24 protein-coding genes and 4 pseudogenes are annotated in these 24,029 nt (G+C 70.7%); 10 read left to right on the top strand and 18 right to left on the bottom strand.

Translation table 11 applies throughout. The annotated features are described in order from the left end of the window. Nucleotides 1-209: 209 nt before the first annotated feature. The 5 genes from ACFYNP_RS16510 to ACFYNP_RS16490 all read right to left on the bottom strand — a co-directional run bounded on the left by ACFYNP_RS16510 (nucleotide 210) and on the right by ACFYNP_RS16490 (nucleotide 5,555). The gene (locus ACFYNP_RS16510) at nucleotides 210-2,603 is read right to left on the bottom strand and encodes a glycoside hydrolase family 65 protein (protein WP_388786046.1); all 2,394 of its coding nucleotides are present in this window, start codon (nucleotides 2,601-2,603) and stop codon (nucleotides 210-212) included. After that, nucleotides 2,600-3,337, bottom strand: a complete 738-nt coding sequence (locus tag ACFYNP_RS16505; RefSeq protein ID WP_388786044.1) for an HAD family hydrolase — start codon at nucleotides 3,335-3,337, stop codon at nucleotides 2,600-2,602. The genes ACFYNP_RS16510 and ACFYNP_RS16505 overlap by 4 nt, the downstream gene beginning before the upstream one ends. Next, on the bottom strand, nucleotides 3,334-4,347 hold the full coding sequence (gene gap, locus ACFYNP_RS16500; protein ID WP_388786042.1) for a type I glyceraldehyde-3-phosphate dehydrogenase: 1,014 nt from the start codon (nucleotides 4,345-4,347) through the stop codon (nucleotides 3,334-3,336). Before gap ends, ACFYNP_RS16505 begins: the two co-directional genes overlap by 4 nt. A gap of 364 nt (nucleotides 4,348-4,711) precedes the next feature. Further along, nucleotides 4,712-5,026: a flavodoxin domain-containing protein gene (locus ACFYNP_RS16495; protein ID WP_388786040.1), complete on the bottom strand. Its 315-nt coding sequence runs from the start codon at nucleotides 5,024-5,026 to the stop codon at nucleotides 4,712-4,714. 121 nt (nucleotides 5,027-5,147) lie between these two features. After that, nucleotides 5,148-5,555 carry a hypothetical protein gene (locus ACFYNP_RS16490; RefSeq protein WP_388786038.1) on the bottom strand — a complete coding sequence of 136 codons (408 nt, stop codon included), beginning with the start codon at nucleotides 5,553-5,555 and terminating at the stop codon, nucleotides 5,148-5,150. Between the two features lie 559 nt (nucleotides 5,556-6,114). Here ACFYNP_RS16490 and ACFYNP_RS16485 point away from each other — a divergent pair. Next, nucleotides 6,115-6,987 (top strand): universal stress protein, encoded by an 873-nt coding sequence (locus ACFYNP_RS16485; RefSeq protein ID WP_388786036.1) that lies wholly within the window; start codon nucleotides 6,115-6,117, stop codon nucleotides 6,985-6,987. Nucleotides 6,988-7,000: 13 nt separating this feature from the next. Here the strand turns inward: ACFYNP_RS16485 and ACFYNP_RS16480 are convergent. Continuing rightward, a pseudogene (locus tag ACFYNP_RS16480) lies at nucleotides 7,001-7,531 on the bottom strand (polyphosphate kinase 2); the annotation flags it as partial. Nucleotides 7,532-7,763: 232 nt separating this feature from the next. On the opposite strand from ACFYNP_RS16480, the gene ACFYNP_RS16475 reads away from it, so the two are divergent. Next, nucleotides 7,764-9,476 (top strand): GAF domain-containing protein, encoded by a 1,713-nt coding sequence (locus ACFYNP_RS16475; protein WP_388786034.1) that lies wholly within the window; start codon nucleotides 7,764-7,766, stop codon nucleotides 9,474-9,476. Nucleotides 9,477-9,484: 8 nt separating this feature from the next. Here ACFYNP_RS16475 and ACFYNP_RS16470 read toward each other — a convergent pair whose 3' ends face one another. From ACFYNP_RS16470 to ACFYNP_RS16440, 7 genes and pseudogenes are all read right to left on the bottom strand, one after another. Then, on the bottom strand, nucleotides 9,485-10,177 hold the full coding sequence (locus ACFYNP_RS16470) for a response regulator (protein WP_388786032.1): 693 nt from the start codon (nucleotides 10,175-10,177) through the stop codon (nucleotides 9,485-9,487). A gap of 203 nt (nucleotides 10,178-10,380) precedes the next feature. Next, a complete protein-coding gene (locus tag ACFYNP_RS16465) occupies nucleotides 10,381-10,983 on the bottom strand; it encodes a hypothetical protein (RefSeq protein WP_388409570.1) in 603 nt (200 codons plus the stop codon). After that, nucleotides 10,967-11,491 carry a flavodoxin domain-containing protein gene (locus ACFYNP_RS16460; protein WP_388409568.1) on the bottom strand — a complete coding sequence of 175 codons (525 nt, stop codon included), beginning with the start codon at nucleotides 11,489-11,491 and terminating at the stop codon, nucleotides 10,967-10,969. Before ACFYNP_RS16460 ends, ACFYNP_RS16465 begins: the two co-directional genes overlap by 17 nt. Next, a complete protein-coding gene (locus ACFYNP_RS16455) occupies nucleotides 11,491-11,847 on the bottom strand; it encodes a CBS domain-containing protein (protein ID WP_388786030.1) in 357 nt (118 codons plus the stop codon). Before ACFYNP_RS16455 ends, ACFYNP_RS16460 begins: the two co-directional genes overlap by 1 nt. A 129-nt stretch (nucleotides 11,848-11,976) precedes the next feature. Then, a pseudogene (locus ACFYNP_RS16450) lies at nucleotides 11,977-12,811 on the bottom strand (acetate--CoA ligase family protein); the annotation flags it as partial. 84 nt (nucleotides 12,812-12,895) lie between these two features. Beyond that, a complete protein-coding gene (locus ACFYNP_RS16445; protein WP_388786280.1) occupies nucleotides 12,896-13,228 on the bottom strand; it encodes a HypC/HybG/HupF family hydrogenase formation chaperone in 333 nt (110 codons plus the stop codon). A 62-nt stretch (nucleotides 13,229-13,290) separates the two neighbouring features. Beyond that, a pseudogene (locus ACFYNP_RS16440) lies at nucleotides 13,291-13,548 on the bottom strand (carbamoyltransferase HypF); the annotation flags it as partial. Nucleotides 13,549-14,006: 458 nt separating this feature from the next. Here ACFYNP_RS16440 and ACFYNP_RS16435 point away from each other — a divergent pair. The 3 genes and pseudogenes from ACFYNP_RS16435 to ACFYNP_RS16425 all read left to right on the top strand — a co-directional run bounded on the left by ACFYNP_RS16435 (nucleotide 14,007) and on the right by ACFYNP_RS16425 (nucleotide 15,982). Further along, complete coding sequence (locus ACFYNP_RS16435; protein ID WP_388786028.1) at nucleotides 14,007-14,876, top strand: universal stress protein; 870 nt, start codon at nucleotides 14,007-14,009, stop codon at nucleotides 14,874-14,876. Nucleotides 14,877-14,907: 31 nt separating this feature from the next. Continuing rightward, a pseudogene (locus tag ACFYNP_RS16430) lies at nucleotides 14,908-15,102 on the top strand (hypothetical protein); the annotation flags it as partial. Nucleotides 15,103-15,133: 31 nt separating this feature from the next. After that, a complete protein-coding gene (locus ACFYNP_RS16425) occupies nucleotides 15,134-15,982 on the top strand; it encodes a universal stress protein (RefSeq protein WP_388786026.1) in 849 nt (282 codons plus the stop codon). 613 nt (nucleotides 15,983-16,595) lie between these two features. Here the strand turns inward: ACFYNP_RS16425 and ACFYNP_RS16420 are convergent. The 4 genes from ACFYNP_RS16420 to ACFYNP_RS16405 form a co-directional block, all read right to left on the bottom strand. After that, nucleotides 16,596-17,252 carry a CBS domain-containing protein gene (locus tag ACFYNP_RS16420; protein ID WP_388786024.1) on the bottom strand — a complete coding sequence of 219 codons (657 nt, stop codon included), beginning with the start codon at nucleotides 17,250-17,252 and terminating at the stop codon, nucleotides 16,596-16,598. Nucleotides 17,253-17,356: 104 nt separating this feature from the next. Continuing rightward, complete coding sequence (locus ACFYNP_RS16415; RefSeq protein WP_388786022.1) at nucleotides 17,357-17,614, bottom strand: MBL fold metallo-hydrolase RNA specificity domain-containing protein; 258 nt, start codon at nucleotides 17,612-17,614, stop codon at nucleotides 17,357-17,359. Then, on the bottom strand, nucleotides 17,611-17,832 hold the full coding sequence (locus ACFYNP_RS16410) for a hypothetical protein (protein WP_388786020.1): 222 nt from the start codon (nucleotides 17,830-17,832) through the stop codon (nucleotides 17,611-17,613). Before ACFYNP_RS16410 ends, ACFYNP_RS16415 begins: the two co-directional genes overlap by 4 nt. 37 nt (nucleotides 17,833-17,869) lie before the next feature. Next, nucleotides 17,870-18,472, bottom strand: a complete 603-nt coding sequence (locus ACFYNP_RS16405) for an MBL fold metallo-hydrolase (RefSeq protein WP_388409551.1) — start codon at nucleotides 18,470-18,472, stop codon at nucleotides 17,870-17,872. 241 nt (nucleotides 18,473-18,713) lie between these two features. Between ACFYNP_RS16405 and ACFYNP_RS16400 the strand changes: the two genes are divergently transcribed. From ACFYNP_RS16400 to ACFYNP_RS16390, 3 genes are read left to right on the top strand one after another with little or no spacing between them, the layout of a single operon-like run. Further along, entirely contained in the window at nucleotides 18,714-19,787 is a 1,074-nt protein-coding gene (locus tag ACFYNP_RS16400) for a zinc-dependent alcohol dehydrogenase family protein (protein WP_388786018.1), read from the top strand. A gap of 19 nt (nucleotides 19,788-19,806) precedes the next feature. After that, nucleotides 19,807-20,487, top strand: a complete 681-nt coding sequence (locus tag ACFYNP_RS16395) for a helix-turn-helix domain-containing protein (RefSeq protein ID WP_388786017.1) — start codon at nucleotides 19,807-19,809, stop codon at nucleotides 20,485-20,487. Between the two features lie 27 nt (nucleotides 20,488-20,514). Beyond that, nucleotides 20,515-20,787 carry a dsRBD fold-containing protein gene (locus tag ACFYNP_RS16390; RefSeq protein ID WP_388786015.1) on the top strand — a complete coding sequence of 91 codons (273 nt, stop codon included), beginning with the start codon at nucleotides 20,515-20,517 and terminating at the stop codon, nucleotides 20,785-20,787. Between the two features lie 123 nt (nucleotides 20,788-20,910). Here ACFYNP_RS16390 and ACFYNP_RS16385 read toward each other — a convergent pair whose 3' ends face one another. Continuing rightward, a complete protein-coding gene (locus tag ACFYNP_RS16385) occupies nucleotides 20,911-21,900 on the bottom strand; it encodes an Acg family FMN-binding oxidoreductase (RefSeq protein WP_388786013.1) in 990 nt (329 codons plus the stop codon). Between the two features lie 355 nt (nucleotides 21,901-22,255). Between ACFYNP_RS16385 and ACFYNP_RS16380 the strand changes: the two genes are divergently transcribed. Beyond that, entirely contained in the window at nucleotides 22,256-23,158 is a 903-nt protein-coding gene (locus ACFYNP_RS16380) for a universal stress protein (protein WP_388786011.1), read from the top strand. Continuing rightward, complete coding sequence (locus ACFYNP_RS16375; RefSeq protein ID WP_388786009.1) at nucleotides 23,155-24,021, top strand: universal stress protein; 867 nt, start codon at nucleotides 23,155-23,157, stop codon at nucleotides 24,019-24,021. Before ACFYNP_RS16380 ends, ACFYNP_RS16375 begins: the two co-directional genes overlap by 4 nt. Nucleotides 24,022-24,029 lie beyond the last annotated feature (8 nt).

The following is a 24,029-nucleotide window of genomic DNA, read 5'->3' as shown; positions in this document are numbered from 1 at the left end:
CCTCGGCGAACTCGTAGACGCAATGGTTCATGGCCGTCCTCTCGGCGTTCGCATGGCATCGGGCATGGTCCCGGCAGCGGCCGGCCGGCGTGTACGCGCGGCTCCGGCTTCCCTCATCAGGGTTGTCGCCCGAGATCTCGTGAGGGAGGGGCCACAGGGGTAGTCGATGGGTCCGTACGGCCCTGTCGGCCGAGCGGCGGAGAACGTGGTCAGCCGGACCGCGGCGGTGTGCGCTCCGGGAGGGCCAGCTCGCGGTTCTCTCCCGGAGCCACGGAAACGGTCCGGTCCGGCAGCTCGATGTCGATCGGAGCCCGGTCGGACGCGGGAACGCGCACGCGCAGCTGTCCCGGCCCCATCTGAAGCCGTACGCCCCAGTGGCCCTGGTAGCGGATCGTGAAGCCGTACTGGGACAGCTCGGGCAGGGGCACCGGGTCCAGCCTCAGTGAGCCGCCGCGGGTCTCCAGACCGGTCAGCCCGCGCTGGACCAGGTCGAGGGTGCCCGCCATGGCTCCCAGATGGATGCCCTCGCCCGTGGTGCCGCCCTGCACATCGGCCACGTCGCCCTTGAGTGCTTCGTGCACGTACGCCCACGCGTCGGACCGCTTGGCCCGGGACAGCACCCATCCGTGGACGAGACCGCTGAGGGTGGAACCGTGGCTGGTGCGGTGAAGGTAGTAGTCGACCGTGCGGCTCCAGGTCTCGTCGTCCAGCCGGTGACCCAGCCGTGTGAAGAGGCCGCGCAGCTCGGCGGGCGCGAAGAGGTAGCCGAGCATCAGCACGTCTGCCTGCTTGGATGCCTGGTAGCGGTTGACCGTGTCGCCCTCGGCCTCAAGGATCCGGTCCAGCCTGCGGATGTCCCCGTACCGGGTGCGGTAGCGGCCCCAGTCCAGCGGGTCGAGGTCCGCGTAGCCCTCGAACTGGCTGATCACGCCGGAATGGAAGGGGACGTACAGCTTCCGCGCGATCTCCTCCCACTGGGACGGGGCATCCCGGTCGAGGCCGATGCGTTCGGTGAGCTCGCGCCTGCACGGTTCGGGCAGGATGCCCAGGAGCTCCACGGCACGCGCCAGGACCCAGGCGGCGGTGACGTTCGTGTAGGCGTTGTCGTCGAGACCCGGATCCTTCGCGTCGGGATAGCCGTCGTGGTACTCGTCGGGGCCGACCACACCCCGGATGCGATAGCGGCCGAGACCCTCGTCGTACGTGGCGGTTCCGGCCCAGAAGCGGGCGATCTCGACGAGCGTCTCGGCGCCCTTGGTGTGCAGGAACTCCGCGTCGCCACTGGCTTCCCAGTAGCGCCAGATGTTGTACGCGACGGCCGAGCCGACGTGGTGCTGCAACCGCGAGTGGTCGGGCAGCCAGCGTCCGGAGCGGGGGTTGAGGTGCATCTCCTGGGTCTCCTCGCGGCCGTCGCTGCCGCTCTGCCAGGGATACATCGCACCGGGCCTGCCGACCGCCCGCGCGGCGTCGCGTGCCGCTCCCAGGCGGCGGTGGCGATACGTGAGGAGTGCGCGGGACACCTCGGGGAAGTGCAGGTTGAGATACGGCAGCACGAACAGCTCGTCCCAGAAGACGTGGCCCCGGTACGCCTCGCCGTGCAGGCCTCGGGCGGGCACGCCGACGTCCAGCTCGGCGGTGTGCGGGGACAAGGTCTGCAGGACATGGAAGAGATGCAGCCGCAGAATGTGTCCCGCTTCCCCCGGAACACTCAACTCGGCCTTCTGCCAAAGGTGTTGCCAGGCCAGCCGGTGCGAACTCAGCAGCACGGCGAATTTCCGGGCGCGGGTCACCCGGTCGACGGCCGCGTCGAGCGGATCGCCGATCGCGGGGTCGCGCGAGGTGTGCAGGGAGACGGTCTTGTCGACCGTGGCCGGGTGACCGGGCGTCAGGCGCAGGCGGATGCGCTGGACGGCCCTGCGTGCCTCGGCGAGCACCCGCACGGATGCCCCTGGCGCGGTGGTGCGTTGAGCCATTCCGATGCGGATCCCGGACGTGCTGGTACGGCAGCGCAGCCAGACCGTTTCGGGGTGCGCGGTACCGGTCTCGACCTGCGTCAGGTGCGAGGCGTTGAGTTCCCGGTAGCGCTCGACACCGGAGTTGCTGACCGAGGCGTCGAGGGCGGACTCCACCTCCAGCTCACCGGACCAGCCCTCGGCGGTGAACTCCGTTCGCAGTGCGGCGAGATGAGGATCGGCCATGTGCGCCAGACGGAGCTGCCGCACGTGCAGTGTCCGGCCCTCCGCGACCAGGTATCGGGACTCGCGCTCAAGCGTCCCTGCCCGCAGGTCGAGAGACTGGCGGTGCGACAGGAGCGCCTCCGCGTCCGGCGTGAACCACACCCCGCCCGGAAGCCGGAAGCGCAGGGGCAGCCAGTTGGGGAGGTTGACCAGATCCTCGTTCTCGACCTCCCGGCCGGCCACCGTGGAGGTCAGGCGGTTGTAGCAGCCCGCCGCGTAGGTTCCGGGATAGTGCACCGAGTCGGCGGTGCACTCCGGGAGCGCACCACGTGTGGCGAAGTAGCCGTTGCCGAGAGTGCACAGCGATTCCCGCAAGCGCTCCTGACCGGGGTCGTAGCCTTCGTAGCGCCAGGCCCGGTCCTTCATGCCGCGTCCTCTTCCGTGAGCAGCTCACCGAGGTCCCGTACGACCAGGTCGGCGCCGTGCTTGAGCAGTGCCTCCCCGGTCCCGGCTCCTTGCGTCCGGTCCACCCCGACGACCAGCCCGAACCCGCCGCTGCGGCCCGCTTCGACGCCGGCCAGGGCGTCCTCCACGACGGCGGTCCGTGACACGGGAGCGCCGAGCCGCCGGGCCGCCTCCAGGAACAGTGCGGGATCGGGTTTGCCCGGCAACGCCAGCCGGGCCACCTCGGTGCCGTCGACCAGAACCTCGAAGAGGTCGAGAACCCCGGCGTGTGTGAGGAGCTCCCGCGCATGGCGTGAGGCGGACGCGGCGGCGAGGAGGACCCCTTCGCGGCGCAGAGCCCGCAGCAGCCGGATCGTGCCCGGGTAGGCATCGATGCCGCCCGCGCGCAGCCGTTGGACGTACCGGCGCTCCTTGTCCGCGGCGACCTCTTCGGCCATCCCCGTGTCGGTCCGCAGGCCGCGGGAGGCCAGGAACGCGACCGCGCCGTCGATACGTGACTTGCCGTCGATGTACTGAAGGTAGTCGTCGCGGACGTCGAACGGCCGCCGCTGGGCCGGGTCCTCGGGCCGATGGCGCAGGAGATGGGCGTCGAACGCCGCCTTCCACGCTTCGGCGTGCACGCGGGCGGAGTCGGTGATCACTCCGTCGGTGTCGAGGACCACGGCACTGATGCCGTGCAGCGTCCTGGAGATCACAGTCGCTCCGCAACGAAGCCCGTGAGGTCGAGCAGGCGGTTGCTGTAGCCCCACTCGTTGTCGTACCAGCCGAACACCTTCACCAGGTCGCCGTGCGCCTGGGTGAGCCCCGGGTCGAAGAGACAGGAGGCCGGATCCCCTATGACGTCCCGGGAGACGATCGGTGCGTCGGCCACCCGCAGGATGCCATGGAGCCTTCCCTGCGCGGCTTCGGAGAACGCGGCGTTGACCTCGTCGGCGGTCGCCTCGTGGCGCAGCACCACCGTGAGGTCTGTGAGCGAGCCGTCCTCGACCGGTACGCGGACGGCGAGGCCGTCCAGCACGCCGTCGAGCTCCGGCACGACCGTGCCGACCGCACGGGCGGCTCCCGTGCTGGTCGGGATGATGCTGAGCGCGGCCGAGCGGGCCCGGCGCAGATCCTTGTGCGGACCGTCCAGGAGCGCTTGGTCGTTGGTGTAGCCGTGGATGGTCGTCATCGTACCTTTGGCGATGCCGAACCGCTCGTGCAGAACGACCGCCATGGGCACGACACAGTTGGTGGTGCAGGAGGCGGCGGAGATCACGTGGTGGCGGACCGGGTCGTAGGTGTTTTCGTTGATGCCCATCACCACCGTCAGGTCTGCCTCCTTGCCGGGCGCCGAGAGCAGCACCTTGCGCGCGCCCGCCTTGAGGTGGAGCGAGGCGTGCCGTCGGTCGCGGAAGCGGCCCGAGGACTCGATGACCACGTCGGCCTGGTGCGCGCCCCAGTCCAGGGCCCCGGGGTCGCGCTCCGCGGTGACGGCGATGCGGCGGCCGTCGACGGTGAGCGAGGTGCTGTCGTGCGCGACGGGGTACGGGAGCCTGCCGTAGGTGGAGTCATACGTGAGGAGGTGGGCCAGCGTGCCGGAAGCGGTGATGTCGTTGATGGCCACCACCTCGACTCCGGTGGCGTCGCGGCCCCGCTCAAGCAGGGCGCGCAGGTAGTTGCGTCCGACCCGGCCGAATCCGTTGATGCCCACTCGTACGGTCATGGCGCGCTCCTTGGCTTGGAGGAGGGACGACTGCCACGGTCGTACCTGCCGGCGCCCGCGAACAGGGGCCGATGCGGCCTTGGTCGGGGCCGTACGGCCCACTGTCCGACAGGGCGCGCGGCGATGGCGGCAGCCTCTGGCCCGCCCCAGGGCACCGGGCGGGGTGCTCGTCAGCCGCGGCGGAGGTCCCCGACGACCCGGTCGGTCCAGGCATCGATGGCGGCCCACTCGCGGAAGTCCCCGTACCGGCACCCCATCAGTCGGAACAGCACGCGGCCCGTGAAGGGGAGCTGATCCCGAGTGATGACGCCGGACATCAATCGGTGGCTCCGGTAGGGGAGTTGGCCCGGAAGTCCCTGGGCGATCAGCGGTTCTTCCTTGCGTGCGGCCCCTTCCACGGACCGCGGAGCGCGCCGGGCATCCCCACGCTGAACAGCCAGACGGGACGGAAGCGGAGCAGCGTGCTGTTGTCGCGGATGAAGTCCTTCGCGGCCGGCAGCCATGCCTGGTGGTGGACGGCGCTGCCGAGCACGAACCCGTCGTGCCCGTCAGCACGATCCACTCGCGTCACAGGCCGCACGTCGACGGTGACCCCGGCCTCGGCGAGCCGTGCGCCGATGTGCTCGGCGATCTCACAGGTGGAGCCGTTCACGGTCGTGCAGCCGACCAGGACGTTCATGAACCTCCCCTCCTCGGTGGGTTGTTCAGTTGGGCGCGACCACCACGACCGGGCACCGCACGTGGTGGATGGCCGCGTGAGCCACGCGCCCCAGGCGCGCACCGGTTGCCGGGCGGTGCGTCTAGCGCCCGATGACCAGCAGGCCGGCCTCACGGGCCCCTTCCAGGATGTGGTGCGTGGGCCTGCCCTCGACGGCCCGGGCCCGGACCGGCACCGTGGGGTACTTCTCCCGCCAGGGATCCAGGGTCGCCGCGCGTGCCCACTCGGCGTCCCTTCGGGTCTGTGCGTTCGTCGTGTGCAGGTCGGGCAAGCGCCGCGCGGACAGCACGCGGAGCCCCGCGTTCCGGCAGCGGGCCGCCTCGCTGGCGAACCCCGGCAGCGAACCGGTCTCATGGCCCACATCGACGCCGACGGCGACATCGCGTTGTGCGGCCTGCCTCGCTTCGGCTTCGGGCAACCGCTCGTCGCCCGGAGAGCAACCGGCGCGGACGAGGACCACCGGCCGTTCGCCCCGGGTCGTCACGGCCATGGCGACCGAACCTGCGAGCAGACCGCCCGGCTCGCTGAACCCGTGCCAGCAGTTCGGCACCCTCCGCCCGGGCAGCGATACTCCCTCGCCCTGGTCGGGCGCGCCCTCCTAGGCGTGCACCAGGCGCAGAGGCAGGGCGCGGCGCCCTCCCCGGCCCCCAGTCGGCGGCGGCGCCGCTTTCGGGCGATCCGTCCAGGCCCACGAGGATCGGCTGGAGCATCATGACCACCTCCTCCACTTCCAGCGTGGTGCGCCGACTGCCCCCCGACGAGGTGCCAGGTGGCCCGGGCGGGGGCCATGAGGGGTAACCGGCGGTCGCGACGGACCCCGGACGGCACCTTCTTTGGCCCATACGGCCCACGGCGTAGCGGCGCCGCTGGGAGTCCCATGGAGGTGGCACCAACCGGTGCCGGCCCGGTGAGCGGGAGACCGCCATCGAGGAGCAGCACTACATCGGTGGTCAGAAGACCACCAGTGCTATCGCAGCTGAAGGGGGTGCGGCGCCCTGTGCGCCCCACCCCGGCGCATTACGGCGCGCTGTCTGGAAGGAGAAGGCGCCATGGAGCAGCCGCTGGTCGTCGGAGTGGACGGTTCGGAGCAGGGTCTGGGGGCGGTGGACTGGGCGGCCGACGAAGCCGCGCTGCGCGGTCTGCCGCTCCGCATCGTGTACGCGTCGCTGTGGGAGCACTACGAGGGTGCGGCATACGTCTACAGCGCGCCGTACGACTCGGACCGGGCTGTGGCCGACGCCATCCTGGGGGCGGCGGATGAGCGGGCGCAGGCCCGGCGCCCCGGTGTCCGCACGTCTTCCGTCGTGCTCCCGCAGGAGCCGGCCGATGCGCTCCTGCGGGAGAGCGATCTCGCCGCCGCGGTCGTCGTCGGCTCGCGCGGGCGGGGCAGCATCAAGGGAATGCTGCTGGGCTCGGTCGGCCTGGCAGTCGCCTCCTGGGCCCGGTGCCCGGTGGTCGTCGTGCGCGGCGACTCGGCGGCCGCCGAGGGACGGCACGAACGGGTTCTGCTGGGTGTGGGCCACCCCGACCGGAACTCGTCGGCCGTCGACTTCGCCTTCCAGGAGGCCATCACCCGGGGCAGCGCCCTCGACGCGGTACGCGCGTGGCGCGGTCCCGCGCGGGGCCGCGGCGCCGACTCGGCCTCGCACGCAGCATCCGGTGACCCCTATGAGGCCAAGGCCGCCGCAGAGCTCGACGAAGCGCTGCGCGGGACGCGGACCCGGCACCCCGAGGTGCGGATCCGCCCCGTCACGGTCGAGGGCCACACCCACAGGGTGCTGCTGGAGAGGTCGGCCGCGGCCGACCTCCTGGTGATCGGAGCTCGTCGGAACAAGGGTCTCGGGCTCCAGCTGAGCCGGACCGGCCACGCGGTGCTCCAGCACGCCGCCTGCCCGGTGGCCGTCGTCCCGCAGCACGGCTGAACCGCCGTGCGCCTCACCGCCCGATCGACGCCGCGTGATCGGGTACGTAGCTCTGCAGTTCCCCAGGGGGCCGCAAGTACCCTGCGCTGGGGGGCGTTGGGGTCGTTCGAGCGGCGGGCCCGGACCGTGCGGTAGGGAACCGTGGACACCAGGTGGGCGGTGATCATGTTGAGGCGGGCCGACCGCTTGTCGTCGCTCTGGACGACGAACCAGGGGGCCTCGGCCATGTCGGTGTGGACGAACATGTCGTCCTTCGCCCGCGAATAGACCTACCACCTGCTGATCGACTCCCTGTCGCGATGGTGGAGGGCTTCCGGCGTCGGGTGGGATCCTCCAGGCGTCGCCGGAACCGCACTTCCTGTACCGAGTCGCTCACCGAGAACCAGTACTTGCGCGACAGGATTCCGTCCTCGACCAGCATCCGCTCGAAGTCCGGGCACTTGCGCAGGAAGCGCTGGTGCTCCTGGCCCGTGCAGAACCCCATGACGTGCTCGACCCCGGCCCGGTTGTACCAACCGCGGTTGAGCCGGACGATCTCGCCCGACAGCCTCCGGCTTCGTCCGTCCTCGCTCCTTGCCGGTCACCCGCGGCCTCCCGTCGCATCCCCCACCTCAGGTTCCGCCATGTGACTTGCGCGGTACACCCCTTGGCGGGAGGCCGACCGGGCAGGACGTTTCCCGGCCGTCCTTGTCGAGGGAGGTCTTCCCGGGACGCCTCACCGTTACGGTGTGGGGAGCACTGTGCTTGTTCTGCTCGAACCAGGTGGGGGCGGTTCCATGACCACGCAGGAGCAGGACGGCTCCGGGGGCCGGCTGGGCAGACTGCGGCTGGACGAACTGCTCGACGAGCTCCAGGTGCGGATCGACGCCGTGCGCGGTACCCGCGACCGGCTGCACAGCCTGTTGGAGGCCGTGCTGTCGGTGGGTCGTGAACTCGACCTGCCGCAGGTGCTGCGGGGCATCGTCGAGGCGGCCGTGGTGCTGGTCGACGCCGAGTACGGGGCGCTGGGTGTGATCGGGCAGGGCGAGATGCTGTCGGAGTTCCTTCCGGTTGGCATCGACGACGAGTTGCGGGCACGGATCGGTGAACTTCCCTCTGGCCACGGCCTGTTGGGGGAGCTGATCCGGCACCCCGACGCGCTCCGGTTGGCGGAACTGTCCGAGCATCCGGCGTCGTCGGGCTTTCCGGCGCACCATCCGCCCATGCACTCCTTCCTCGGCGTTCCGATCCGGGTACGGGAGGAGGTGTTCGGCAACCTCTACCTGACGGAGAAGCGCGGAGGCGCGGAGTTCGACGGCGAGGACGAGTCGGTGCTCGCCACGCTTGCCGTGGCGGCGGGAGTGGCGATCGAGAACGCCCGGCTGTACGCGGAGGCCCGGCTGCGGGAGCAATGGCTCGCTGCCAGTGCGGAGTTCACCGCCGGACTGTTGTCCGGAATGCCGGAAGCCAGGGTCTTGGAGGCGATGGTCGAGCAGGCGAAGGAGATCACTTCGGCCGAGCTGGGTGTCGTCGAACTGGTGGAGGACGGGGCGGAGGAACTCCGCGGCGTGCTGGCGCTTGGGCGGCGGGCGGAATCCCACCGAGGGCTGCGGGTGCCGCGTGACGGGACCATGGCGGGTGCCGCGCTGGCCGAGCGGGGGCTCGTCGCCACCGTGGACGTCAGCACTGATCCGCGGATGACGTACCAGCCCGAACGCTGGAAGGGGATGGGGCCCGCGGTCGCGGTGCCGATGGGGGAGCGGGGGGTGCTGCTCCTGGCGCGCGAGTCGGGCCGGCCGCCTTTCACCCGGGCCGAGACGGCTCCGCTCCCCGCGTTCGCCGGACAGGCCGCGATCGCCCTTGAGTTGGCCGACCGCCGCCGCGACGCCGAACAGGTCAGCCTCCTGGAGGACCGGGACCGGATTGCCCGTGACCTGCACGACCTCGCCATTCAGCGCCTGTTCGCGACCGGCATGACCCTGCAGAGCGCCCAGCGGTTCGTCGACCACCCGGAAGCGGGCGAACGGCTGAGTCGGGCGGTCGACGATCTGGACGAGACCATCAAGATCATTCGCTCGACCATCTTCGGGCTGCGGGCCCATGAGACGAAGGGCCCCGGCGCCGGTCTGCGGGTGCGGGCCGTGCGGGTGCTGGAGGGGGCGGTGGCCTCGCTCGGGTTCACCCCGGCCCTGCGGATGGAGGGACTGCTGGACACCGACGTTCCACAAGGGCTGGCGGACGAGGTGGTTGCCGTGATCGGAGAGGCGCTGGCCAACACGGCCCGTCACGCCCGGGCTTCGCGGGCCGACGTCTGTCTGGTGGTGCGCAGGGAGGAGCTGACGGTCGACGTCGTGGACGACGGCGTGGGCATAGCCGAGGGCGGGCGGCGCAGTGGGCTGCGCAATCTCGCCGAGCGCGCGGAGCGGCTGGGGGGGAAGTTCACGACGGGTGCCGGCCCCGAGGGGGGCACCCGACTGGAGTGGAAGGTTCCGTTGACCGGACCGACATGACGCGCGCGTCAATGCCGCTCGTCAGCAGCCTGGTTGAACTGTGTGGCGAGTACCGCCGCCTGGATGCGGCGCTCGACTCCGAGCTTGGCCAGGAGCCGGGAAATGTGGTTCTTCACGGTCTTCTCCGAGAGGTAGAGCCGCTGGCCGATCTGCCGGTTGGTCATTCCCTCACCGATCCGGGCTAGGATTTCGCGCTCGCGCTCCGACAGCTCGGCAAGCCGCGGATCTTCGGTCGTAGCCTCCTTGTCCGGCTCGCGCAGACTGCTCATCAGGCGGGCGGTGGTGGCCGGGTCCAGCATGGACTGGCCGGAGGCCACGGTCCGTACGGCCTCGACGAGGTCCGAGCCCTTGATCAGTTTGAGGACGTACCCGGCCGCCCCCGCCATGATCGCGTCCAGCAGCGCGTCGTCGTCGTCGAACGACGTCAGCATCAGACAGGCCAGTTCCGGCACCCGGGAGCGCAGTTCGCGGCAGACGGTGATGCCGTCGCCGTCGGGCAGTCGGATGTCGAGGATGGCGACGTCCGGGCGCAGCGCGGGGCCGCGCACCAGCGCCTGCTCGCTCGTGCCGGCCTCGCCGACGACCTCGATGTCCGGCTCGGCGTCGAGCAGGTCGTGCACTCCGCGCCGCACCACCTCGTGGTCGTCAAGGAGGAAGACCCGGATCGGGTGCTGCGGAGAGAAGGCCCGTGCGTCGCTCACGTCGATGTCCCCTGACTGTCGATGGCCACGGGTTGAGCGTGCCCGTAGTGGGGGCCGGTGCGACAGGGGCCGAACGTCCCCATTGGTCGCCCCGCTCGGCGGATGCGGGTCAGCCGATGCGGGGGAGTTGCTCTTCGAGGGGCATGTTCACCACCCGCCGGGGCAGGGGCCGACCGGCTCTGTCGCGGGCCGGGGACCGGCTCTCAGCGCTTGCGCAGATCCCATTGGGGCCCGGTCACGGCCCAGTCGTGTTCCCAATCGGCCATGCGGCGCCGGCCGAGCGCCGACCGGACGGCCAGCCAGACTCCACCGACCACCAGTCCCGCCGCAGTCGTCGACACACCCCCAACTCCCATGGCCTGCGCCCAGCTGTCACTCCTGCTGCGCGGGGCGGTGGTGGCATGGTCGTGGGCATCCACCCAGATCTCGGCGGCGCTGCCTCTTTCTGTACCGTCGGGCATCTTCACCTCGCCCGTGACGCTCCGTCCGTCCGAGGTGGTCCAGCGGACGGCCGCGCGATGGGCCGGGCGGGCCGCGATCTCGTCGGCGGAGGTTGGTGAGGTGGGGACGTCCTCCAACACGGTGGCGCGCACGAGATGACAGGACGAGCGTTGTTGGGCCGCCGTCGCCTGGGCGTGGTCGTACACGGCCAGACCGGTCAGTGAACCGGCCATGGGCGCACCGACGAACAGCGCGGTGCCCAGCACGAGTCCGGTCCACGCTTCGACCCTGTCCGATCTGCGGCACAGGGGATTGCGGCGCCAGCGCCACCATCGCGCTCCCGTCCGGCTATTGACGTGCTTCACGGCGCCGCACCTCTTCTGCTGCCATTGAGTCAGCGATCCCTGACGCCCAGGTGGTGATCTGCCCGAAGTCGCGGAAGTCCCCGCCCTTGCCGGACTTCACGATCCTCCGGGCCGTCCGGCCGGTGGCGGTGTCGTCCAGCCGGCCGCCGAACGTCGCATGCCCCTTGGCATCCAGACGGTCTGCGATACGGCGCACCCCGGGCACCGGCGGGATGTACCGTTCGCCGGCCGAGGGGTCGAGCGGGCCGCTGCTGAACAGCCAGAGCGAGCGGTCGCCCAGCGGACGTCGGTGGCGACGCAGGAAGCGGCGCGCGTCCCGGTGCAAGCGGTTCGCGTAGAGGCCGCCGCCGACGACCACCGAACTGTACGGACGGATGTCCCGCACGTCGGCGGCCCTACGGACGTCGACCACGAGCCCTTCCTTGCGGAGGGTGTCGGCGATGGACTGGGCGATGTCCCGGGTGGAGCCGTTCTTCGTGGCGTACGCGACGAGCATGAGCTCTGCCATCACAAGTCACCTGGCCTTTCTCGGAGGCTTCGTGTCCCGGAGGACCGTGAGCCGGCTGCGGTACTCTTCGTCGTCGATCTCGCCCCGCGCGAAGCGTTCGCTTTGTGGTGTGCCATGGTGCGGGCGACCTCGGCGATGGTGTCCTCGGCGTGAGTACAGACGGGCGGCTTCGACATGAGCCGGCCTGCGGTACGGGCCCGGATCTTGGCGTGCTGCCCACGGGCCGGCGGGCCCAGGCGGATGTACCGGAAGGGCCGCCCCTGCGCCGCCGTTGGTGCCGCCTCGCTTTCGCGGGCCGGGAGGTCGGTCTCGGAGTCGGAGATCACCCCGATCACGTTGTCGTCGGCGTCGATCACCGGCAGACCGCTGATGCGGTGCTGGGCGAGGAGCCGGCCACCTCCCTGAAGGGAGTGGCGAGGCGGGCGGTGACGACCTCGGTGCTCAATACGGAGCCGACCTTGATGTGCTTCATCTCTGTCTCCCCCTCAGCGCAGTCGCCGTAAGTGCGGGTTGGTGGCCTTGCGCGGCAGCAGCCGCACCCGGACGTCGAGTGTGGTGACACCGCCGGGCCGGGCCAGTACGGGGTTGAAGTCGGCCAGGGCCAGCTGTGGCAGGTCGCAGGCCATCCGCGACATGCGCAGCAGCAGTTGTTCCTGGCCTTCGAGGTCGACCGGTCCGTTGCCGCGCTGTCCGAACAGCAGCGGGGCGCAGCGAGGGGCCGTGATCAGGTCGTGCACGTCGAGATCGGTGAGCGGTGCGAGGCAGGCTGCCTGATCCGCGAGGACCTCGGTGGCCGTGCCGCCGAGACCGAACAGGATCAGGGGACCGAAGGCCTCGTCCTGGATGATCCCGGCGAAGAGCTCGAAGCAGTGCGGCGCACTCGCGTGGTGCCAGCCAGCCTCCGTCGGGGTGTTCGGCCAGGTACGTGTCGACGAGTGCCCGCGCGGCGTCGCTCTCGATGCCGTCGAGGTCCTGTGTGCTGCCGTGAGGCAGGGAGAGCCAGCGGGGGCGGTCCACGGCGTGGCCGAGGGCACGAGCCGCCGACTGCGGGTCGGCGTAGGCGGTGACCGAGCCGCCGTCCTCGGTGGGCAGCAGGGTGACGGGCACGTCCTGGCCGAGGCGTACGGCGACGACCGGGCGGGCGCGCGGCCCGGGTCCGCGCAGCAGAGCTCGGGTGAGGTCGTCGCCGGTCGCCTCGGCCAGGGCCGTGGGGACGAGCACCACCAGCACCGCGTCGATGCCGGCGTGCCCGACCAGACGGTCCACGCAACGGCCCAGCTGCTCCTCGGAGACGGCAGCCGTGGCTTCGACGGGGTTGCCCGGGCGGCCGCGCCGGGCGTATCCGTACGGTCGTGCCGTCGGTGAGCAACGCGTGCACCGGCCGTTCGTTGGGCTCGTGGTCGGTCATCTCGGCTCCCTCATCCGCCAGTTGACATACGCAGCATCCGCCTGGCACGGGCCCCGCCCCAGAGGCCGTCGGGGGCAGGAGCAGGGCCGACCGGCCCCTCCCGCGGGGTCGGCCGGCCCCGGGCAGCGGTTCGCCGAGCTCGTCCTCCACCGCCCCGGCCATGGCGCGCAGGACCTCCAGGGTTCGTCGGGCTTCGGCCTCGTCGACGTCGGTGATACCTCGGTGATGGCGAAACCGACGTGCACGATGACGTATCTACCGCCGGACGCCGTCGGTGTGGGGGCGAGGCAGACTTCGCGCCGTACTCCGCCGAAGCCGACCGTTGCCATGGGCAGCCCGGCGTCTTCGTGGATCTCCGTCACCCTGCCCGGTATGCCGAGGCGCACGGCGCTCACTCCTTCGCGAGCCGGGCGGCGGCGATCGCGGCCTGCCCGTAGCTGATTCCGCCGTCGCCCACCGGTACGGCACTGGGGACGGGCACGCGCAGAGCCTGGGCCCGCAGTCGGCGTCGGACCTCGGTGAACAGCCGGCGGTTGACGAAGCAGCCGCCCGCCAGGCAGACAGTGCGCGGGGGGCCGTCCGCGACGGCACGGCCGACGAGCTCGGCGGCGGCGATCGCGACCGTGAGGTGGAAGGCGGCGGCGCGCCGAGCTGGTCGGGGGGTGCCGTAGCCCCCGGCGACGAATTCGAGTCGGTGCACCAGACCGGGGCGGGCCGGATGAGCGTGCGCGGCATCCACGCGACCGCGAGATCAGTGCCGTCCTAGAGCCCTATGAGCCGCAATGGATCGCCGTCACACGTGGCCAGGAAGGTGTCGGCGGGCAGGGGCGGTCGGCGGCCCGCTTTCGCGGTCGGCCGATCACCGCCCAGCCCACTCCGTCGTCCCGCCGGAAGTCGGTGCCGACCCCGATAACGGCGACGCGCGTACGGATGGTCATCGCTTCCCCTTCCGCCGACCCTGTTCCCACCCTGCGGACCTCGCGCGCCGACCGGCAGGGGCCGAACGTCCCCCACTGGGGCCGGTTCGCCCCTCCCGGCCCGCCCCCGAGCGTGGAAACGTCCCCTATGACGCCCCGGACGCGGGCGGGGCCCGGAAGGGGTGGCACCGTGGACAAGCCAGTGATCGTGGGTGTGGACGGCTCGGATCCGAGTCTGCGAGCCCTCGACTGGGCGACTGACGAGGCGGCTCAGCACGGCCTGCCCCTGTGCGTCGTCCATTCGCAGGCATGGGGGTGGTACGAGGGCTACGGCCCGTCGTTCACCACCGACCGGAGTGCCCTCCGCACGTACGGCGAGAACCTGATCGGGTCGGCCGTGGACCGGGTCGGCCGCCGTGCCGCGTCGGTGAAGGCTTACGCGGAACTGGTCGTCGAAGACCCCGCCGCCGTACTCACCAGGTTGAGCCGCGAGGCGTTCGCCGTCGTCGTGGGCGGCTTGGGCGCGGGCGCAGTCGCCGGACTGCCGCTGGGGTCGGTGAGCCTCGCGGTTGCCGCCCGCGCGCAGTCCCCGGTGATCGTGGTACGCGGCAACGAGCGACACCTGCGCCGTGGCTACGGCCGCATCGCCGTCGGCGTCGACGCACCCGAACAACCGGGTCCGGTGGTGGAGTTCGCGTTCGGGGAAGCGGAGGCGTGGGGCGCCGCACTGGTCGCGGTGCACGCCTGGCGGTGCCCGGCCCGGGAGGTCGCCGATCACCCGGACCATCGGGAGGACGTGGAGCGGCACCGTGTGCTGGCGGCTGATGCGCTGACCGAAGCCCTGCGTCCGACCACGCGAGGAGTGGGCAAGGTGGAGGTGCGGCCTCGTGTGATCGAGGGCCACGCCCGCAAGGCTCTCCTGGACACGGCGCTCACGGCCGACATGCTCGTCGTCGGCGTCCGCCGTCGCAAGAGCCAACTGGGCATGCAGCTGGGCCCGGTCAACCATGCTGTGCTGCATCAGGCGGCCTGCCCGGTGGCCGTGGTTCCGCACGCATGAACTTTCTCGTACGGTCAGCGCCGGGCCGGCCACGCCCTTCGACATGGTCGTACGCAACCACCTCGACCGCTACCGGCTGGTCATGGACGTCATCGACCGCGTCCCCGGCCTTGCCACCCGCGCGGCCTCCGTTCGTCGGACGATGGCCGACAGCCGGATCCGCCACCCCTCATGGATCCGCGAACACGGCACCGATCTGCCCGAGATCGTTGACTGGACCTGGACGGGACAACCCCCTCGCACCAAGGAGGTGCGTCATGGAGCACATCATCATCGCCGGGATCGACGGCTCCGCCGAGAGCCTGGACGCGGCCGACTGGGCAGCCCGTGAAGCCCTTCGCCGCGGACTGCCTCTCGTCCTGCTGCACGCAGGGGACGAACCCGAGTCCCACACCGGTCTGCCGGAACTTGACGCTCCGGCCGGCCGGACGGGGCACGCGCTGGACCGAGCGGCCCGAGCGTTGGCCTTCGCCCATCCCAGCCTTGACATCAGCCGCCGCCAAATGGCGGGGCCGCCGGTCGCGGCCCTCCTGGACGTGGCTGCCTCCTGCGAGACCGTCGTCCTGGGGTCGCGCGGGTTCACCGGCTTCGCCGGGTTCCTCGTTGGGTCGGCAGCCCTGGCGGTCACGGCCGGGGCGACCTGCCCGGTCGTCCTCGTCAGGGCGGGAGAGCGGACTGAGGACGAGCATTGGGACTCGGCGGCCGGGCCGTACCGCCCGGTCGTCCTCGGCATCGACCTGGACCACCCGTGCGACGAGCTCATCGAGTACGCCTTCGAAGCGGCCATGGCACGCCGGGCGCCACTGCACGTCCTGCACACCTGGGTGTTTCCGCTGGCTCCGTCCGGTTCCGCGGTGGACCCCGAGGAGGAGCAGCTGCACCACTTGGCTGCCACGTTGAATCCCTGGAGGCACAAGTACGCGGACACGGAAGTGGCGGAGCGGGCGATCCACGGCCGCGCGGCTCACCACCTGCTGATGGCGTCGACCAAAGCGAGCCTGCTGATCGTCGGCCGACGGATCCCAAGTGGCCCCAGGCTGGGCCCGGTTGCACACTCCGTGATCCACCACAGCCTGTGTCCGGTGGCGGTGGTGCCGCACGCCTAGCTGCTGCCTGCTTCACCCTTGTGTGAGCTGTCGGGGCCATTGCTCAGTTGTGCCGGGGGGCGATGGTGGCGGGCAGGGACTGGAGAGGACAGGATCGGGCTGATGGATCAGTTGAGGCTTTTCCTGGTGGAGGAAGGCGCTGACGCCGGGCGCCCTCACGCGCTGACCGGATTCTTGCGCAAGGACCCTCCTTCGCTGTGACGTGAAGGATGTCCTCACGCTACGCGTCGGGACTGCTCCGCCAGGGGCAAGGTCCCTCGACAGGGCTGTGATTGGCGGGCTCCTCGTCAGCCTGGGCCACGCCACGGATGGCTCGGCCATGGTGGTCGCCACCGTTAGGCCATGGTTGAACCGGGCCGGAGGGACTCGTCGCGCCGTGCGCTTGGAACTGGTCGCATCGACCTACACCGTCGTCTGGCTGGGGCTCTGGGTGCCGACGACTGTCCTGGGCACCGCTCCGAGCGGTGAGGCCCCTGTACTTTCTGACATAGTGATGGTCCCTTCCTGGATCGGTACCGTGCATGCGTTCAGGCTGCGGCGACGCGTATTCGGGTGGGGGTAACAACGCCGGCTTGTTCTCGACCACGTGATGCTGTGACGTACGCGTTCTCCGTCAATCCTGTGCAGCTGGGGGTGTGAGAGCACAGTTCACGGCGACCACGCCTTCGACGGTGTGGGCGAGGCGTTCGGCGACCGGGATGAGACTGCTGTCCCGGACGGCTCCCGAGAGTGTGACGACCCCGTCCTCCACGTCGACCCGCACGCCGTGGTGCGAGACGGGGAACAGCCGGTCGACGACCTCGCGCCTTACGTCAAGGGCGAGTTCGGTGTCCGGGCGGAGGAAGACCTTGAGCAGGTCGGCCCGGCTGACGATGCCTTCGAGTACGCCGCCGTTGTCCACGACGGGCAGTCGTTTGACGCCCCGGCCGGCGATCAGCCGAGCAGCCTGCGAAAGGGTGGCGTCGGCATGGACCGTGACGGCCGGGGACGTCATCAGCGCCCGGGCCAGTGTCGATGCCGCCTTCGCGCTGTCGTCGAGCCGCGTCATTTGCTCGATCATGCCGGGGCCGTTCCGGCGGAACTCCTCCTTGGCCAGCAGGTCGGCCTCCGAGACCACACCCACGACCCTGCCTTCGCCTTCGATGGCGGGGACGGCGGCGACCCGCCAGCGTTCCATGGCGGCGACGATCTCCTTGAACCCGGCGTCCGGGGTGACCGTGACGACGGTCGTGGTCATCACGTCGGCGACGGTATAGCGGCTGGTGGCCATGACGCGGTCCTCACTGGGGGCGACGGGCGGTGTTCGCTGATTCTCAGCATGCTCTCGGCCACGCCGTCCGCAAGGTGCCGGGCGGGCCCTTGCGGACGGCGGGGTCAGCGGACCAGGACGCCCTCGCCCGAGCGCGGGACGACCGCCGTCCAGCCGAGTTCGTCGTCGATCCGGTTCCTCAGAGCGTCGGCCGAACTCTCTTCGTCGTGGACCAGGTAAGTGGTGTGCGGGGGCTCGGCGCCGTGCAGCCAGTCGAGGATCTGATCGGCATCCGCGTGCGCCGAGAAGTGGGGTACGTCCGCGACTTCGGCGCGCACGGGCACGTACTCACCGAACATCTTGAGCGTGGATGCTCCGTTCACCAAGTCGCGGGCCGAGTGCCGACTGCCGCGAAGCCGACGATGACCCCGGCGTTGCGGGGATCGGGAAGCAGCCGCTTGAGATGGTGCAGAACACGTCCGCCGGTGGCCATGCCCGCGGAGGACACGATGACGGCAGAGCTCTTGGCACTGTTGCTGTCGATGGACTCGTGGACGGTACGGGCGGCTAGGAACGGATCCGGGCTGAGGGACCCCCTCACTGCTCCAGGATCTGGGGCCGCAGCTCAGGGGCCCGGGTCATGATGGCGTCGCGGTAGACATCCGGCGCGGCCGGCGCCATGGGGCTGTCGGCGTACACAGGAACGGACTTCGGGACGACCCCGTCGTGACGCAGGCCGGCCAGCTCGTGGAGGACGACCTCCGTGCGGTCGATCGCGAGGGACGGTATGACGACCGTGCCGCCGCGTTCCAGGGTCCGCGTGAGGACAGCGGCGAACTGAACGCTGCCCGGCCCGAGGCGGAGTAGTGCCGTCGGTCGCCGTACGTCGACTCCATCAGCAGCACATCGGCCCCGGAGAACGGTTCGGGCGGGAGTAGCAGCGGATGACCCGGACGACCCAGGTCGCCGCTGACGGCAACGGTGTGGCCGTCTTCGAGGGTGAGGTGGGCGGTGTTCGCGGTGGTCAGGATCGGCCCCCGGAAGCGGTGCCGGACCAGCCGGGGCAGATGGCCGCAGTGATCCAGATGGGCATGGGTGACGATCACCGCGTGGATGTCGGACGCGTCGCAGAGCAGCCGGTCCCAGTTTCGGCGCCGCAGATCGGCTTGGCCCTGGAAGAGGCCGCCGTCCACCAGGATGCGGGCGTGGTCGCTCTCGACGAGGAACTCGCTGCCCGTCACCGCGCACACCGCCCAGGAACCTCAGCAGCACCGGCCTGGGTCTCATCGGGCTCGGCGGTGTGTCGGCCGGCCGGCCCTCCTTCGGCTGGTGGGGGGCGGCATCCACCGTCGCACTCCTGGGACGGGCGGTGATGGGTCCGTCAGGTCCCCGGAGGGGACCGTCCGGCCCATGCGGGTGACCCGGTCCCCGCGACAGTCTGGGGCTGACGGCTATCGGAGCGCAGTCGGGAAGGGCGATGTCATGAAGGCACTCGTTTTCCAGGGACGCGGACGGACCTCGTGGCAGGACGTGCCGGACCCGAGCATCAAGGATGCCGGGGACGCGATCGTCCGCGTCGACGCGGTGACCATCTGCGGGACGGACCTGCACATCGTCAAGGGGGACGTACCAGAGGTGGAGCCAGGCCGGATACTCGGGCACGAGGCCGTCGGCACCGTGGTGGAGACCGGCGCGGACGTGATGACGGTACGTCCGGGTGACCGCGTGCTGATCTCCTGCATCTCCGCGTGCGGCCGCTGCCGGTTCTGCCGCGAGGCCCGGTACGGCCAGTGCCGCGGAGGCGGCGGATGGGTGCTCGGCCACACCATCGACGGCACCCAGGCCGAGTACGTGCGGGTGCCCTTCGCCGACCTTTCCGTCTACCCGCTGTCCAGTGCCGTGGACAGCTACGACGCGGTCCTGCTCGCGGACATCTTCCCGACCTCCTACGAGGTGGGGGTCCTGAACGGAGAGGTGCGGCCCGGGGACACCGTGGTCGTGGTCGGAGCCGGACCGATCGGCCTCGCCGCGATCTTGACCTCCCGGCTGTACTCACCGAGTTCCGTCATCGCGGTGGACCTCGCGGAGCCGAGGCTGGAAGCCGCGCGGGCACTGGGTGCCGACGCGACCGTGAATGCCGCCGAGGAACCCGAACGTCTGGTCGCTGAGCTCACCGAAGGACTCGGCGCCGATGTCGTCATGGAGGCCGTGGGCGTTCCGGAAGCCTTCGAGATGTGCACCCGCATGGTCCGCCCCGGCGGGCGGGTCGCGAACATCGGGGTCCACGGCGAGCCCGCCACCCTGCACCTCGAAAACCTGTGGATCAAAGACGTCACCATCACCACGGGGCTCGTGGACACACGGTCCACCCCGATGCTGCTGCGCATGATGGCGGCCGGCCGGCTGCCCTCGTCGTCGCTGATCACCCATCGCTTCGAACTGGGACAGATGGAGGAGGCGTACGAGGTGTTCTCGCGTGCGGGGGAGACCGGCGCGTTGAAGGTGGTGCTGGGCGGCCCCCAGCACACGGTCGTGTCCACATCGGCGCAGGTGTGAGTCGGAGGAGATGACGATCATGGCTGTCAACAGGACCGAGTCGGCCGACGCCGCGGAACCGGCGGGCCGCAGTGACCTCGGGCGACGGATAGCGCAGCGCCGTCAGGCGCTCGGGCTCACTCGCGAAGAGGTGGGCGAGCGCAGCGGTGCGGCTCCCTCGTACATCGCCTACCTCGAAGAACGTGCTGCCCAGCCGGGCCGGGGCGTCATGCTGCGCCTCGCCGACGCGCTGAGCACCAGTGTGGGCGAGCTGGCCGGCACCACGGTCGACCTTCCACCGGGCACGGCAACCGCCGACAGGGACGCCGCCCTGGTGCCCCTGGACGAGTCGGAGTGCCGCCGGTTGCTCTCGACGCACGGTGTGGGCAGGGTGGCGACATTCAACGCCGAGGGGCCGGCCGTGCTTCCGGTGAACTACGTGGTGGCCGGGACCGCGGTGGCCTTCCGCACGTCGCCCGGGGGTGAGCTCGCCGCCGCCGCGGGAACCGAGGTGGCGTTCGAGGTCGACCGCATCGACGACGCCATGCGCAAGGGCTGGAGCGTGCTGGCCGTCGGCCAGGCCGAGACCGTCTCGGACAGCGCCGCCGTCCGGCGACTGGACGACGTGGCACGCTCCTACCCGTGGGCAGGCGGCGATCGCCGGCTGTGGATGACGGTCACGCCGCGGAGGATCACCGGGCGCCGCATCGAGCACGGCTGAAGCGTGAGCCGTGACAAGGAGCGAGCGATGTCGCACACAGCGGAGTGGAAGGTCCGGCTCTACCTCTTCGAGGAACGGGGCCGGACCAAGGCCCGTGCGGAACTGGACACCGGCACGAGGAAGCTCACCGGCCGAGGCGCCGCCCGCTGCCGTCCGCAGGATCGCGAAGTGCCGGAGATCGGTGACGAGCTGGCCGCGGACCGTGCCTTCGCGGACCTCGCGGCCCAGTTGGCGCGGGCTGCCTACGGAGACATGGAAGCTCATCGCGCCCGGTCATCTGGTCAACTCCGCCTGATATAAGGATAGTTGATGTCCAGTCAACGCCAAGGTGCGGGGGTGCGGGTACGCCGTCAACGGCGCGCCGCGTCGCTCGCCCTACCGAAGGGCAACAGCGATCGCGGCGCCTGCCGTTCGGCGGTTCCATCACGCGATGTCCAGCACCTGGGTCACAGGCCGACGGGGAGTGGCCGGCCCCTCAGGGCCGTAGCCGAGGCGGATGATCATGTGGACGTGACCCATCGTGGAGCTCGGATCGCGTACGGCCCACCGCAGCTCCGGCCATTCGAGGGGCTGCGAGGTCATGGAGGCGACGAGGCCGTCCAGCGTTGCCTGGAGCAGAACGCGCTGAAGGGCCTGTCCGGCGCGGAGCCAGTCCGATGGAGCGTCGTCCGGCGTGCCGAGAATCGCGATCTGGGGGTGCTGCTCGAACGGGGCGGTCGGCCGGTCGGTTTCGGGTCGCCAGCCGCTGAAATCCCTTACCGGCGTGCCGGGGTGGTGAGGGCGCGGTCCGTACGCGTAGGCGGGGATGCCGTCGCTGCGCCTCCCGTAGGCCGTGGCGTCCGGTACCGTCCAGCGCGCCGTCTCTTCCCGAACAGCCGGATCGCCGGACTCGTACAGCTCCGAATCCCGGATCAGGCCGAGTACCACTTCGGTGTGCCACAGGTCGGGGACGAGCAGTTTGGCGCCCTCCAGGAGGGCAGCCGCCCGGAGCCCGTCGAGGACGGCGCCGGGGATCTTCTCGTCCGTGAACGGGAAGCGACTCGTGTGACGTCGGCGTATCGCGGGATACAGCGGGGCGAGCCCGTCGTCCGGCCGAGCCGGTTCGCGGAGCTCCAGGTCGGCCAGGTGCCAGGGATCGTCAGGGGAGGGGAGCAGCCGTGTGACCGGCTCCCACCCGGCGTTGGCGGCGCCGACCCTCAAGTTGAAGAGCGCGGCCGCGCAGCCCAGATGTAGCGACCGTCCCTCGGGATCGCTGTGGGGCATGGTCCGCTCGGATTCGCCGTGTACCTCGATCGTGCGTGTGCCGGGCCGGTACAAGAATTTCCACGGCTGGGCGTTGTGCATGGAAGGCGCTGTGACGGCGTCCTCGACCAGAGAGATCACGGACGTTGTGTCCAGATGTGATGAGAGCACGGGACCATCCTGTCTGTGCGGAGCGGTCGGGCGCGGTGACTGCTTCACGGCGATGCCCAGTCCACTTCATTCACGATCGGGCCGACCGGCTGCGGGCCCACTGTCGACCAGTCCGACGGGCGACCGGACGCCGACACCCCTTCGCAGTCACCGTGCACCGGGGATCCGCCGGCCAACGAGGGCCGAACGGGTCCGTGCTGGGGCCGACCGGGCCACGGAACGTTGGGAAGTACCGGGTGCCGGCAGCCGGAAGGGACCTTCGGTCCCGGGGCCGCCCCGTGCGGCCCTCTCGCACAGACCTCTCCCGGTGTCAGCCTGAGAAACAACCTCGCTCGGCACGGGGAGAGGAGAGGCCGTGAAGGACATCATGAGTGGGCCGCAGCCCGGCCCGGTAGTGGTAGGTGTCGACGGTTCGCAGCGGGCCCGCACGGCTGCGCTCTGGGCGGCCGACGAGGCAGTCCGGCGCGGGCGTTCCCTGCGTCTCGTCCATGCGACGGACACCGACGGCCGCGAAGCATTCCTCAACGAGAACGACGTTCTCCGCATCAGCGGCGAGGGACGCGAACTGCTCGACGACACCGCCGCGGCCGTCGCGAAGCGCCATCGTGGCCTGCTGGTCACCACAGAGCTCAGCCACAGCGCCCCGGCCGTCAGCCTCCACGCGGCCGTGCCGGGCGACGGCGTCCTCGTGGTCGGTCATCGCGGGCTCGGCGGGTTCGACCCGCTGCTGCTCGGCTCGGTCGGGCCGAAGGTTGCGGCCGGTGCCGACACAGCGGTGATCGTGGTGCGGGGCGCGGCGGACGCGGTCGAGACCAACACGGTGCTGGTCGCCATCCGTGACGAGCATGACCTGGTCCGCGCCCGGCACGCCGCCCGTGCAGCCGACGCGCGTAAGTCGGCCCTTCGGATTCTGCACGTGTGGAACGTCCTGCAATCCGTCGGAAACGTCGTGACCATGCTCGACGGCACGGACGAGTTGGCCCGGGGACGCATGGGCAGCGTGACAGCGGTCGCAGACCTCATCCGGGAGGAGTTCCGCGAGCTGACCGTGCACCTCGACGCCGAATCGAGCTTCTCGGTGGCAGCCGTCCTGATCGAAGCCTCACATCAGGCGGATCTTCTGGTGATGGGAGGCAGGCGCTCGCCCGGATACATCGGGCCGACCCTCGGACGCGCGACGCACACCCTCATCCACCACGCCCACTGCCCCGTGGAGCTCGTACCCCGCCACCTGTCGCGATTCGGGAGCACGTCATGACGGACATCGCGGAAGGGCGTGACCTCGTCGTCGGCGTCGACCCGACCGGAACGGGTGAACTGGCCCTCGCCTGGGCAGTGGATGAAGCCCACCGCCGTAGGGTCCGTCTCCGGCTCGTAACCGCGGTGCCGCTCCGCCACGACACCCAGCACGTCGACGACGGCCCGCACCAGGACGCCCTCCGGCAGGGGGGCAAGGACGCCCTGCACAGAGCAGCTGAGTGGGCGCACGCGCGCCACCCCGATGTGGAACTCACGCTCGACCTTCTGGCCGGCGCTCCAGCACCCGTGCTGTGCAGGCTCTCCCGACACGCCCGCATGGTGGTCCTGGGATCACGTCACCTCGGCCGGGTGCAGGAGGCTTTCGACGACGGTTCTGCGGTGCTGCCTGTCACCGCTCGGGCGCACTGCCCCGTCGTGGTGGTCGGCGACGCCGAGCACGTCACCCAGGAGCCCGCCTATCTCGTGGTGGGCGTCGACGGCAGCGAGCCTTCAAAGGCGGCGATCGACCTGGCCTTCCGAGAGGCAAGCCTGCGTCGCTGTGCGCTGCGTGCCATCTCCGTATGGCATGCGCCCGCCTTCTCGTTCCAGGAAGACGCCGCTGCCCGCCAAGTGCAGCGGCGGATGCTCTCGGAAGCCGTGGCGGGCTGGTCCGAGCAGTACCCGGATGTGGCGCTCACCCATGAGGTGAGTGCCGGACATCCTGTGGAGGTGCTCGCGGAGGCCGCCGAGCACGCGCTGGCCCTGGTCGTGGGTCGCCGGGGCAACGGCGGCTACACGGGCATGCGCCTCGGATCAGTCGTCCACGGGCTGCTGCACCGTGCGCACTGTCCAGTGATCACGACTCCGACCGCGCCGCGATGAGGCGGTTG

The organism is Streptomyces sp. NPDC006691 (genome assembly GCF_042869955.1).
Classification (GTDB): domain Bacteria; phylum Actinomycetota; class Actinomycetes; order Streptomycetales; family Streptomycetaceae; genus Streptomyces.
The sequence above is the reverse complement of the archived record's forward strand: the minus strand, read 5'-3'. Positions and strand labels throughout refer to the sequence as shown.

What these genes read in the sequence shown, in the direction of transcription:
- ACFYNP_RS16510 (WP_388786046.1), bottom strand. Translation starts at nt 2,603, where the DNA reads ATGAAGGACCGGGCCTGGCGCTACGAAGGCTACGACCCCGGTCAGGAG.
- gap (WP_388786042.1), bottom strand. Translation starts at nt 4,347, where the DNA reads ATGACCGTACGAGTGGGCATCAACGGATTCGGCCGGGTCGGACGCAAC.
- ACFYNP_RS16495 (WP_388786040.1), bottom strand. Translation starts at nt 5,026, where the DNA reads ATGAACGTCCTGGTCGGCTGCACGACCGTGAACGGCTCCACCTGTGAG.
- ACFYNP_RS16490 (WP_388786038.1), bottom strand. Translation starts at nt 5,555, where the DNA reads ATGGCCGTGACGACCCGGGGCGAACGGCCGGTGGTCCTCGTCCGCGCC.
- ACFYNP_RS16485 (WP_388786036.1), top strand. Translation starts at nt 6,115, where the DNA reads ATGGAGCAGCCGCTGGTCGTCGGAGTGGACGGTTCGGAGCAGGGTCTG.
- ACFYNP_RS16475 (WP_388786034.1), top strand. Translation starts at nt 7,764, where the DNA reads ATGACCACGCAGGAGCAGGACGGCTCCGGGGGCCGGCTGGGCAGACTG.
- ACFYNP_RS16460 (WP_388409568.1), bottom strand. Translation starts at nt 11,491, where the DNA reads ATGGCAGAGCTCATGCTCGTCGCGTACGCCACGAAGAACGGCTCCACC.
- ACFYNP_RS16445 (WP_388786280.1), bottom strand. Translation starts at nt 13,228, where the DNA reads ATGGCAACGGTCGGCTTCGGCGGAGTACGGCGCGAAGTCTGCCTCGCC.
- ACFYNP_RS16425 (WP_388786026.1), top strand. Translation starts at nt 15,134, where the DNA reads ATGGAGCACATCATCATCGCCGGGATCGACGGCTCCGCCGAGAGCCTG.
- ACFYNP_RS16420 (WP_388786024.1), bottom strand. Translation starts at nt 17,252, where the DNA reads ATGGCCACCAGCCGCTATACCGTCGCCGACGTGATGACCACGACCGTC.
- ACFYNP_RS16400 (WP_388786018.1), top strand. Translation starts at nt 18,714, where the DNA reads ATGAAGGCACTCGTTTTCCAGGGACGCGGACGGACCTCGTGGCAGGAC.
- ACFYNP_RS16395 (WP_388786017.1), top strand. Translation starts at nt 19,807, where the DNA reads ATGGCTGTCAACAGGACCGAGTCGGCCGACGCCGCGGAACCGGCGGGC.
- ACFYNP_RS16390 (WP_388786015.1), top strand. Translation starts at nt 20,515, where the DNA reads ATGTCGCACACAGCGGAGTGGAAGGTCCGGCTCTACCTCTTCGAGGAA.
- ACFYNP_RS16375 (WP_388786009.1), top strand. Translation starts at nt 23,155, where the DNA reads ATGACGGACATCGCGGAAGGGCGTGACCTCGTCGTCGGCGTCGACCCG.